This is a genomic window from Enterobacter sp. RHBSTW-00318 (assembly GCF_014101375.1).
GTDB lineage: Bacteria > Pseudomonadota > Gammaproteobacteria > Enterobacterales > Enterobacteriaceae > Enterobacter > Enterobacter ludwigii.
Genome location: NZ_JABXQH010000001.1, coordinates 425,066 through 436,412, shown reverse-complemented (window position 1 = coordinate 436,412; position 11,347 = coordinate 425,066). Strand labels below are relative to the sequence as shown.

The following is an 11,347-nucleotide window of genomic DNA, read 5'->3' as shown; positions in this document are numbered from 1 at the left end:
TCAGTGATAACCTTCCGTGTCGGAAACTTTGCCCCGGAAAACGTAGTAGCTCCAGGCGGTGTACACCAGAATCACCGGAATAATCAGTAACGTTCCGACCAGCATAAACAGCTGGCTGGCCGGTGGTGCCGCAGCCTCCCACAGGGTAATGCGCGGCGGAATAATGTTAGGCCACAGGCTAATTCCCAGACCGCTAAATCCGAGGAAGATCAGCCCAAGGGTCAGCAGGAAGGGACGCGAGTGGCTGGCCGGGTTGCGCGTCAGTCGCCAGATCCACAGGCTAAACACGCCTACCAGCAGGGGAACCGGCAGGAACCAGATGAAGTTGGGGAAGGTAAACCAGCGGTCGGCAACGTACTGCCAGCCGAGCGGCGTCCAGATACTCACCACCGCGATCACCACCACCAGCGCCAGCAGCACGTGCCGGGTCAGCTCACGCATGCGGTTTTGCAACGCGCCTTCACTTTTCATGATAAGCCACGTAGTACCGAGCAGGGTGTAGGCCACTACCAGCCCGATGCCGCAGAAAAGATTGAAGGGCGTTAGCCAGTCAAGGGCGGAGCCGACAAAGCGCCGGCCCTCAACGTCAAAGCCGTTAATCACTGCTCCCACCACCACCCCCTGGCTGAAGGTGGCAAGCAAAGAGCCGCCGGCGAAGGCGTAGTCCCAGAATTTGCGGTGCGAAGGCGTTGCCTTAAAGCGGAACTCAAAGGCCACGCCGCGAAAGATAAGGCCAATTAACATGGCGGTAAGAGGGATGGTCAGCGCATCGATAATCACCGCATAGGCCAGCGGAAACGCGCCGAATAACCCCGCACCGCCGAGCACCAGCCAGGTCTCGTTGCCGTCCCACACCGGCGCCACGCTGTTGACCATTACGTCACGCTCTCTGGCATCGCCCACGAAGTTAAAAAGCAGCCCGATGCCCAAATCAAAGCCATCCATGATGATATACATCAGCGTGGCGAACACGATGATGGCAAACCAGATAACTGAGATATCGACGCCCATCAGTTTCTCTCCTGTTCCGGAACAGACTCAGCGGCAGACAGCGGACGGGCAGGGGTGCCCGAGGTATTTGACGTCAAGGTATCAACGGGCTGCGGACCTTTCTTGATAAGCCGAATCAGGTAGACGTAGCCCACGCCAAACACCGACGAATAGACCACAAAGAAGGCCAGCAGGCTGATGCTCATCTGCAGCGTACTGTGCAGCGAGACCGCGTCGATCGTGCGCAGATAGCCATACACCACCCACGGCTGACGACCCACTTCGGTGGTGACCCAGCCGGCCAGCAGCGCCAGTAGGCCCGCCGGTCCCATGCACAGCGCGAACCAGTGGAAGGGCCGCGACTGGTAGAGTCGATGGCGATAGCGTAGCCAGACGCTGACCAGACCCAGCGTGATCATCAGCAGACCCATGCCGACCATAATGCGGAATGACCAGAAAACAATCGGTGAGTTCGGGCGATCTTCTTTCGGGAAGTCTTTCAGTGCCGGGACCTGTTTATCCAGGCTGTGGGTCAGAATCAGACTGCCAAGGGCAGGAATTTCCAGCGCGTAGCGGGTGCGCTCCTGCTCCATATCCGGCAGGCCAAACAGCAGCAGCGGTGTCGCTTCGCCTGGCGGGTTCTCCCAGTGACCTTCGATGGCGGCAATTTTGGCCGGCTGATGTTCGAGGGTATTCAGGCCATGCATATCACCGACGACGGCCTGAATGGGCGCGACCAGCAGGGCCATCCACATCGCCATGGAAAACATGGTGCGTATCGCGGGCGTGTCGTTACCGCGCAGCAGATGCCATGCGCCCGACGCTCCCACAAACAGCGCGCTGCTCAGGAACGCGGCGATAGCCATGTGAATGAGACGGTAAGGGAAGGAGGGGTTAAAAATGATGGCCAGCCAGTCCTCTGGAATGACCTGACCGTTCTGAATACTGAACCCCTGGGGCGTGTGCATCCAGCTGTTGGAGGCGAGGATCCAGAAGGTGGACATCAGCGTACCCAGCGCGACCATACAGGTCGAGAAGAAGTGCAGGCCCGGGCCGACCTTGTTCCAGCCGAACAGCATCACGCCAAGAAATCCGGCTTCGAGGAAGAAGGCGGTTAAGACTTCATAGGTCAGGAGAGGGCCGGTGATACTGCCGGCAAACTGTGAGAATCCGCTCCAGTTAGTGCCGAACTGATAGGCCATGACCAGACCGGAAACGACCCCCATGCCGAAGTTAACGGCAAATATCTTTAGCCAGAAATGGTACAGCGAGCGCCACACCTCATTTTTGGTGCGAAGCCACATCCCTTCGAGCACCACCAGATAGCTGGCAAGACCGATGGTGATCGCCGGGAATAGAATATGGAACGAGACGGTAAAAGCGAACTGGATTCTGGCGAGGTGAAATGCGTCGAGTTCGAACATGGTCCGTACCTCTGGAACTGTTGCGCACGAGGATTGCCAGGCAGTCCGGGGCTGCCTGGCAAAATCGGTTACGGTTTTTTCTTCCCGGCACCCAGTTCGGCGCCGGTCAGCGGGTCGGAATGTGGATCGGACTTCGTGCGGGCCGACATCGCTTTGACCAGCGTGGCCTGTTCGGTCGTCAGCGTCACGCTTGCACTCCCGTCACCGCCGTCAACGGCAGGTTGGGGGGATTCAACGTAGTCGAAATGTTTATCGCTGTTCCAGCTTCCGCGAACCTCTCCACCTTCAGACATATTGTAGTACTTGTTGGTGTATTCCTCGATTGGCGGCAGTTTTCCCGGAGGGAAATTATTACGAATGGACTGAAGCGCCTTCTCAAAGGAGAGCTGATGCGCTGCCTCACGCGTCATCAGAAACGCCAGCGCATCCTTCACGCCCGGATCGTCCGTGACGTTAATCAGCCGTTCATAGATGATCTTCGCTCGGGCCTCGGCAGCCACATTTGAGCGCAGATCGGCGGTTGGCTCGCCAATGGTGTCGACATAAGCCGCCGTCCACGGCACCCCGGCGGAGTTGGTCAACGGAGTACCGCCACCGTAAAGCAGGGAGGTAATATGGCTGTCGTTACCGTTTTCGGTCATGGACCGATACAGCTCGGCTTCATTTTCCACGCCCTCCGCCAGTGCGCCTTTAGCCCCTTTATTAAGCATACCCACCAGGGTACCGATAATTTCAAGGTGGCTTAACTCTTCGGTCGCGATATCCATTAGCATATCTTTACGACCCGGGTCGTCATCACTCAACCCCTGAGTAAAGTAACGGCAGGCGGCGGCCAGCTCGCCCTGAGGACCGCCGAATTGTTCCAGTAATAAATTGGCAAGGCCGGGATTCGGTTCGGCAACCCGAACCGTATATTGTAATTGTTTGACGTGTCGAAACATGTCTTCTCTCCTGAGGTTATTTTTTTGCTTCGACACCGGATGAGTCTGAACGCAGCAGGAACTGTTCGGTGGTCTGTGGAATGTGGCGAATCAGCCAGTCGGCCATCTCGCGCTCTTCCGCCAGGATACTCTCAATGGCGGGCACGGAAGCCATGTCGCCCGCTTTTTTGGCCGCGGCCAGCAGGGAGGTGTAGCAGGCTATTTCAAACTGTTCGAAAACATAGCCGCTGATAGACCCTTTGACGATCTCATCAGAGGGGAACATCCCGCCAATGGACTGTCCGAGCGCCGCCATTTTACTCATCGAATCTTTTAAAACCGAACGCGAAATATCATTACGGTCGAGGATCTCTTCCAGTAAGGTAATTTGTCGCTTCGTTTCACTAATATGCTGCTCAATTCTGGCGCGAACATCGGGATAATTATCGATACGGCTGGCCATGGATTCCAGCATAGATTCGGCTTGCTTTTCCATCGCATGGGCATCGCGTAGCCAGTCATGGTAGTGTTCTACGTGATTCATTATAATGTCCTCATTATGGTGTCGCTTATTTGGTCTCACTCTCAGCAGCCTGATCGGCACGCGCAGCACTGTAGCCAGATAAATGGCCGACAATATTGGCGTAGATACTGATGATAATGACCCATAGCACGCTGCTCTTCCACCATAAAACGGAAGGGATAGCGAGTATGAACCATATTATTGCTGCCGTTAAATGGCACCGTTTAATAGTCCTGGGACTGATGCTCATTTTATTTAACCTTTGCTATAGCGTCATTTTTGCGCTTTTTGGTTAATATTGCCTACGGCCAGGTCGGTAAGTTTAAGATCGGTTTCTTTCTCTTCTTCCAGCGTTTCTGCCAGAAGTTTAACGGCTTTTTTATAGCCCAGTTGTTCTGCTAATGTGGCGAGGGTACCGTAACTGGCAATTTCGTAATGCTCCACTTTTTGTGCTGCGGCAATTAATGCGGCGTCACGCACCTCATTTTTCTCGGTGCTCTCGATGACCTCATTGGCCTCTTCAATCAGGCCTTCCATTGCTACGCACTTCATACGTTTGAGCTTAAGGCCAGATTCTTGCTCGATAATCTGGTCGATACGCTCAATCTGTCCCTGCGTCTCTTCAAGGTGTGCACTAAAGGCTGCGCTCAGTTTTTCACTGGAGGCAGCACGAGCCAGTTTGCCGAGCGCGCGGGTCAGCTGCTTCTCAGCGCTGTAGGTATCAGACAGGAGGTGAATAAACACATCTTCGACACTTTTCATATTCATCATTACGCTCCGGTAAAATAAAGAAGGGGTACTGCGAGCCTGGAGGCCCGCAGCATGCTCTCTGTTTTAAATAAAAGAGATTTACATCAGATCAGGAGTTTTTACGGCCACCACCGTGGCTGTTTTCTCCTCCTTTCTTACCTGCTTCAGATGCGCGTTGCGGATCGTTTTTAAAATTACCGCCGCTGTGCTGGCCACCTTTACGTCCAGCTTCTGATGCTTTTTCACGGTCTTGTGCGAAATTACCGGAACCACCACGATGCTCTGCCATATTAAACCTCATATATTGGTTATGTCAGTTAAGATACGAAAATATTCCGTATCACTCGTCGTTCGAATAATAACTTTAGTCGGTGTTTCATATTCGTCAAATATGTTTTGTAAACCATCGCTTCGTTGCTGAGATATTTCTGGTGGTTAACGCTTCGTTTAATATGAATATATCCTGGATGGCTTGCGGTTAACTGCCTGTCTTCATGGAGTTAATCCGCGAGCCGCAGGGGATAACTGTTTTTCTTGCATTGTTTATGCCTGAAGCGCGTGCGGCAGTCTAAAAATTACAGATTAATCTTAAGGAGAAATATTGGAAATCCGCTTATTGCGTTAACGAAATAAGATATATGCCACTGATATTTGTTTTTAATGAGATATTACCTCTTAAGATAATGCTATTTATTACCTCTTAATGGTTAAGCGATGAGGTTATTAATAATACAGTTTGATCAGAAAACGCTTTATTTAGAGAAGGTGAATCTACATTTAGAGAAGGTGAATCTGCCAGGTCATATGGGTGTCAGGGCAGGCCAGCACACGCTTTAACCACTCCTGTCTTAAGATCACAAATCGGAAATTCTTCCCCCCAGAGGGAACGGGTTTCTCTACACTCCAGGTAATATTCACTGGAGGCATGACATCATGGCGAACACCATCACGGCTGATGATATTCGGGAACACTTTTCGCAGGCTATGTCGGCGATGTACCAGCAGGAAGTTCCGCAGTACGGCACCTTGCTCGACCTGGTTGCGGACGTAAACCTGGCGGTTCTGGAAAATAACCCACTATTACATGAACAACTGGCGAACGCGGATGAACTGGCGCGCCTGAATGTGGAGCGTCACGGGGCGATCCGCGTGGGTACCGCGCAAGAGCTTTCGACCTTGCGTCGTATGTTTGCCATTATGGGGATGTACCCGGTCAGCTATTATGACCTCTCTCAGGCGGGCGTGCCCGTCCATTCCACGGCGTTCCGCCCGGTCGATGATGCGGCGCTGTGCCGAAATCCGTTTCGTATCTTTACCTCGCTGCTGCGCCTCGAATTGATTGACAACGTCGTCCTGCGTGAGCGTGCCGCGGAGGTCCTGTCTCACCGCAATATCTTTACCCCACGTTGTCTGGAGCTTATCGCGCTGCATGAGGCAGAAGGGCACTTTACGGATGCGCAAGCGCAGGCGTTTGTACAGGAGGCGTTAGAAACCTTCCGCTGGCATCGTCATGCGACGGTCGACCAGGAGACCTATCTGGCATTGCATAACGAGCACCGACTGATTGCGGATGTGGTCTGTTTCCCGGGGTGCCATATCAACCACCTCACGCCACGTACGCTGGATATTGACCGGGTGCAGGAGCTGATGCCGAAGTACGGGATTGAACCCAAAATTCTGATTGAAGGGCCACCGCGCCGCGAGGTTCCCGTATTACTGCGCCAGACCAGCTTTAAAGCGCTGGAAGAGCCGGTGCTGTTTGCCGGGGAGCATACAGGAACGCATACCGCGCGCTTTGGCGAAATTGAACAGCGCGGCGTGGCGTTGACGCCAAAAGGTCGTGCGCTTTATGACAGCCTGCTTGCAGAGGCCGGTACCGGTAAAGATAACATGACGCACCAGCTCCATTTGCGCGAGATCTTCAGCGCCTTCCCGGACAGTGAATTGTTGATGCGCCGTCAGGAGCTGGCCTATTTCCGCTATCGCCTGACGCCATCCGGGGAAGCGCATCGTCATGCGTTTCGTCCGGGAGACGATCCACAGCCGTTAATTGAGCGCGGGTGGGTTGTCGCTCAGCCGATCACCTATGAAGATTTCCTCCCGGTCAGTGCCGCAGGGATTTTCCAGTCGAATCTGGGCAATGAAACCCAGGCGCGTAGCCACGGTAACGCCAGTCGCGACGCGTTCGAAGCGGCGCTGGGTTGCCCGGTGTACGATGAGTTCATGCTCTATCAGGAGGCTGAAATCCGCAGCAAACAGCGTTGCGGTTTGCTCTGAAATCGTTACTCTTCTGGGGTGTGATGGAAACAGAAGGTTGTTATGCAAAATCCCTCCGCCCCTGTGATTGAAACGCGCCAGGGCGCACTGTCTGGTTTAACGGATGAAAACGTTCATCTCTGGTGTGGTATTCCCTATGCGGCGCCTCCCGTTGGCAACTGGCGCTGGCGTTCGCCACGGCCGCCTGAACGCTGGGAGGGGCTGCGTCTGGCCACCGCTTTTTCGCCCTCAAGCTGGCAGAACAGTGAGTATTGCCAGGCGTTAGGGGGCGGCGATCCCGGCCGGTTCTCAGAAGATTGTCTGTATCTTAACGTCTGGTCACCCGTCGAGCGGCCGGCGCCGCTTCCCGTCATGGTCTGGCTGCACGGCGGGGGGTTTACCATTGGCGCGGGTGGCCTGCCGCCCTATAACGGTAAGGCGCTGGCAACGCGCGGCGTGGTGGTTGTGACGATCAATTACCGTCTTGGTCACCTTGGCTTCTTTGCCCATCCCGCGCTGGAGGGAGAAGAAGACCGGGTGGTGCATAACTTTGCGCTGCTGGATCAGATTGCCGCCCTTGAATGGGTTCGGGAGAATATTTCCGCTTTCGGTGGCGATCCTGACAACGTGACCCTGTTTGGCGAATCCGCCGGCGCGCGCAGCGTGCTGTCGCTGCTGGCGTCTCCGCTGGCGAAGGGACTCTTCCACAAGGCGATTGTGCAAAGCGGATACACCCTGCCGGATACGCCGCGGGAACAGGCCCTGCAAAAAGGGGAAGCGCTGGCGGCGCATTTTGGCCTTGAGAAGGCGTCAGCAGAACAGTTACGTGCCATTCCCCCCGAAGCGTTCTGGCCGCTGGCCGCGCCGCTGAACATCGCCCCGGCACCCATCGTCGGAGACTGTGTTCTGCCGGAATCAATGCTCGATGTGTTCTTTGCCGCGCGTCAGCATCCTGTTCCGGTAATGATTGGGTCGAACAGTGACGAAGCCAGCGTGATGGCGGTATTTGGTATCGATCTCGCCGGTCAGATCCAGAAGCTTCGCCGTGAACGTCGCTTTGGACTGGGGCTGATCAAACTGCTCTATCCGGGTGTGAAAGGGGATGTGGAGCTTGGCAGGCAGGTGTGCCGGGATATGGCTTTTACCACCATGGGATATGTGGTGATGCAGGCCCAGCAGCGCGTGGGCGGCTTGTGCTGGCGTTACTGGTTCGACTATGTGGCGGAAGCAGAGCACGCAACCTATATCAACGGTGCCTGGCACGGTAATGAGGTGCCGTACGTGTTTGACACCCTTGGTGAGATTGAGCCTTCCTGCCACTATGTTAATGCGCGAGACCGGCAATTCGCAGCGCAGGTTGCAGATTATTGGGTGAGCTTTGCGCGTGACGCCGGTCACCGGGAAAGTCTTCCTGGCCCGACGCACTGGCCGGCCTGTCGAAAAGGAAGGGACGTGCTGCTACGTATCGGCGTGAATAAACATGCAGGTTTCAGGCTTGAAAACCGCTTTATGCGCGCGCGAATGAGCCTCTTTAAGCGCGTCATGAAACACCATGTGAGCCTCGACTGAGCAGGCAGGCGCGAAACGCCGCCAGCCCATTTTCCTGGCCAGGCGATTCTCGCAGAACCAGTCTGTAGCTCGCTCCCGTTTTAATGCTGCTCTCAAAAGGCCGCGCCAGCCTTCCGGCGCGGACATCTTCTTCCACCAGCGTTTCGTCAGCAATGGCCACCCCCAGCCCCTGAATGGCGGCCGTGATGGCAAGGTCCATCGTGTCGAAGTGTTGATTTTTGTGCATAACTACCCCCGGGCCTTCCTGCTTCGCCAGCCACAATGACCAGTCTGTCTTATCCCGTGTCGGGTGAAGGAAGGTTAACGCGCCCAGTTCGCAACCTGCTCGCAGGGGGCTCATTACCGGGGTTAACGCCTCTTCAAACAGCAGATCGCCCGCGCTCATATGGGTGCCAAATACAATGGCCGCGTCGTAAGATTCCGTTTTGAAATTGACGTTATGGTCGGTAGTGGTGGTCAATGCGATCTGCAGATCCGGCTGCTCACGCTCCACCTCCAGCAGACGAGGCACCAGCCAGCGCATGGCGCAGGTGGGTGCTTTGAGTCGGATCACGGTTTGCTGGGTACGGGCCCGATCGGCCAGGGTCAGCAGCGTTTCAAAAGTGGATTGCAATTCCGGAAGCAGGGCGCTGCCCTGTGGGGAGAGGCGCAGGCCGCGCGCATGGCGCTCGAACAGCGGAAAGCCGAACCACGCTTCAAGGGTGGCGATTTTGCGACTTACGGCTCCCTGCGTCAGACAGAGCTCTGTTGCGGCATGGGTCAGATTCAGATGACGCGCGGTGACTAAAAAGGCGTCGATGGCATTAAGCGGGAGCGAACGGCGCGACATTAAACACCTCAGGTATGCGTTTTTCTCATGGCTATTATGACAACAATTCGATTGTCCCGACAACCGACTTGTTGTTTGAATAGTTATGCATTCATCATGAGAAAGGAAAGAGGATGACGTTACACACTCCGGTGCACACCCGTTCCAAATTACCCGATGTGGGAACCACGATTTTTACCGTTATCGGCCAGCTCTCCGCCCGGCATAACGCCATCAATCTTTCTCAGGGTGCACCCAATTTTTCCTGCGATCCCAAACTGGTCGCCGGGGTGACCCGGGCGATGGAGGCAGGGCACAACCAGTACGCGGCAATGACCGGCCTGCAGCCGCTTAAAGAGCGTATTGCGGATAAAATTGCCACCCTCTACGGCACGCACTATGACCCGGCCAGCGAAGTGCTGGTCACCGCCAGTGCCAGTGAAGGACTCTATTCGGCGATCAGCGGGCTGGTGCACCCGGGCGACGAAGTGATCTACTTTGAACCGTCGTTTGACAGTTACGCCCCGATTGTTCGCCTGCAGGGGGCCACGCCGGTTGCCATTAAACTGACGGTGCCGGATTTTGCCGTCAACTGGGATGAAGTCCGTGCGGCGATCACCCCGCGTACGCGCATGATTATCATCAATACCCCGCACAACCCGAGCGGGCAGGTCTTCTCAGCAGAGGACCTGCAGCAGCTGGTGGCGGTGACCCGCAATACCGATATCATTATTTTGTCTGACGAAGTGTACGAACACGTCGTCTTTGATGGTGAACCGCACCACGGTATGGCGACACATCCGCAGCTGGCGGAGCGTAGCGTCATTATCTCTTCCTTCGGAAAAACCTATCACGTGACCGGCTGGCGCGTGGGTTACTGTGTTGCTCCGGCGGTACTGATGGATGAGATTTGTAAAGTCCATCAATTTCTGATGTTTTCTGCCGATACGCCAATGCAGCATGCGTTTGCAGAGCACATGATTGACCCGCAAACCTGGCTGTCGCTGGCGGCGTTTTATCAGCGCAAACGCGATCTGCTGCAAAGTTTGCTGGAAGCATCACCGTTCAGACTCTTGCCGAGCGCCGGTTCGTTTTTCCTGCTGGCCGACTACAGCCAGTTTAGCGATGAGCGCGACAGTGAACTGGTGAAACGGCTGATCGTTGAGTATGGAGTGGCCACCATTCCGCTGTCGGCGTTTTATGCGGATGGTACGGATAATAAATTGATTCGTCTCTCTTTTGCGAAAGATGAGGCGACGTTACGGGCAGGTGCCCAGGCCCTGTGTCGGGTTAAACCACGCTAAGGAGTTGGAGATGAAATTACGCGCGTTAGTTGTCGGCATGGGATTGCTGTGTACGTTTTCGTCATTCGCGGCTACCGAACTGCGGTACGGGCTGGAGGCGGAATATCCGCCGTTTGAAAGCCGAAATGCTGCCGGCGAACTGGAAGGGTTTGACGTTGAGCTGGGCAATGCCATCTGCAAAGCCGCAGCGCTGAAATGCACCTGGGTTGAAACCTCTTTTGATGCGTTAATACCGGGCCTGGTGGCGAAGAAATTTGATGCCATTAACTCGGCGATGAACATCACCGAACAGCGACGTAAAAGTATTGATTTTACCCAACCGATTTACCGCATCCCGTCGCAGCTCGTTGGCAAGGCCGGTACCGCGGTAGAGGCAACGCCCGCGGGGCTTAAGGGCAAAACCATCGGTGTCCTGCAGGGCTCCATTCAGGAAACCTACGCGAAAGAGCACTGGGAAAAGCAGGGTGTCACCGTGGTGTCTTATAAAGATCAGAATATGGCCTGGGGCGATCTGCTGAATGGCCGTATCGACGCCTCGCTGGTTATGTCCGCGGCCGGGCAGGCAGGTTTCCTCAGCAAGCCGCAGGGGAAAGGGTTTGGCTTTATCGGCAAACCGGTGTCGGACGACACTATCCTCGGCAGTGGGATCGGCTTTGGGTTGCGTAAAGGGGACGAGGCCACCAAAAAGCAACTTGATGCCGCAATTGATAAAGTGCGTGCCGATGGCACGATCGCTAAACTCGCTGATAAGTACTTCCCAGGTATCGATGTCAGCGTAAAATAACCGCCTCATTTGCCCCGAC

The 11,347-nt window shown here is 55.2% G+C and carries 12 protein-coding genes; 4 read left to right on the top strand and 8 right to left on the bottom strand.

What is annotated here, in order from left to right; translation table 11 throughout:
- From cydB to HV157_RS02190, 7 genes are all read right to left on the bottom strand, one after another.
- Entirely contained in the window at positions 1-1,011 is a 1,011-nt protein-coding gene (gene cydB, locus HV157_RS02220) for a cytochrome d ubiquinol oxidase subunit II (protein WP_047955589.1), read from the bottom strand.
- The gene (locus HV157_RS02215; protein ID WP_020884191.1) at positions 1,011-2,414 is read right to left on the bottom strand and encodes a cytochrome ubiquinol oxidase subunit I; all 1,404 of its coding nucleotides are present in this window, start codon (positions 2,412-2,414) and stop codon (positions 1,011-1,013) included. Before HV157_RS02215 ends, cydB begins: the two co-directional genes overlap by 1 nt.
- Positions 2,415-2,482: 68 nt before the next feature.
- Positions 2,483-3,355, bottom strand: coding sequence for a manganese catalase family protein (locus HV157_RS02210; protein WP_020884190.1), 873 nt, complete (start codon positions 3,353-3,355; stop codon positions 2,483-2,485).
- A gap of 16 nt (positions 3,356-3,371) precedes the next feature.
- Entirely contained in the window at positions 3,372-3,878 is a 507-nt protein-coding gene (locus HV157_RS02205) for a ferritin-like domain-containing protein (protein ID WP_182268566.1), read from the bottom strand.
- A 25-nt stretch (positions 3,879-3,903) separates the two neighbouring features.
- A complete protein-coding gene (locus HV157_RS02200) occupies positions 3,904-4,107 on the bottom strand; it encodes a hypothetical protein (protein ID WP_020884189.1) in 204 nt (67 codons plus the stop codon).
- A 23-nt stretch (positions 4,108-4,130) separates the two neighbouring features.
- Entirely contained in the window at positions 4,131-4,625 is a 495-nt protein-coding gene (locus tag HV157_RS02195) for a ferritin-like domain-containing protein (RefSeq protein ID WP_020884188.1), read from the bottom strand.
- Positions 4,626-4,716: 91 nt separating this feature from the next.
- Positions 4,717-4,896, bottom strand: coding sequence for a general stress protein (locus tag HV157_RS02190; protein WP_020884187.1), 180 nt, complete (start codon positions 4,894-4,896; stop codon positions 4,717-4,719).
- A 644-nt stretch (positions 4,897-5,540) separates the two neighbouring features.
- On the opposite strand from HV157_RS02190, the gene HV157_RS02185 reads away from it, so the two are divergent.
- The gene (locus HV157_RS02185) at positions 5,541-6,884 is read left to right on the top strand and encodes a VOC family protein (protein WP_182268567.1); all 1,344 of its coding nucleotides are present in this window, start codon (positions 5,541-5,543) and stop codon (positions 6,882-6,884) included.
- A gap of 42 nt (positions 6,885-6,926) precedes the next feature.
- Complete coding sequence (locus HV157_RS02180) at positions 6,927-8,432, top strand: carboxylesterase/lipase family protein (RefSeq protein WP_182268568.1); 1,506 nt, start codon at positions 6,927-6,929, stop codon at positions 8,430-8,432.
- Here the strand turns inward: HV157_RS02180 and HV157_RS02175 are convergent.
- On the bottom strand, positions 8,404-9,261 hold the full coding sequence (locus HV157_RS02175; protein ID WP_020884185.1) for a LysR family transcriptional regulator: 858 nt from the start codon (positions 9,259-9,261) through the stop codon (positions 8,404-8,406). The two genes, HV157_RS02180 and HV157_RS02175, sit on opposite strands and share 29 nt — an antisense overlap.
- Before the next feature lie 113 nt (positions 9,262-9,374).
- Here HV157_RS02175 and HV157_RS02170 point away from each other — a divergent pair, with 113 nt between their 5' ends.
- Both HV157_RS02170 and HV157_RS02165 read left to right on the top strand, forming a co-directional pair.
- A complete protein-coding gene (locus HV157_RS02170) occupies positions 9,375-10,544 on the top strand; it encodes a pyridoxal phosphate-dependent aminotransferase (RefSeq protein ID WP_014170012.1) in 1,170 nt (389 codons plus the stop codon).
- Between the two features lie 10 nt (positions 10,545-10,554).
- The gene (locus HV157_RS02165) at positions 10,555-11,328 is read left to right on the top strand and encodes a transporter substrate-binding domain-containing protein (RefSeq protein WP_025204230.1); all 774 of its coding nucleotides are present in this window, start codon (positions 10,555-10,557) and stop codon (positions 11,326-11,328) included.
- Positions 11,329-11,347 lie beyond the last annotated feature (19 nt).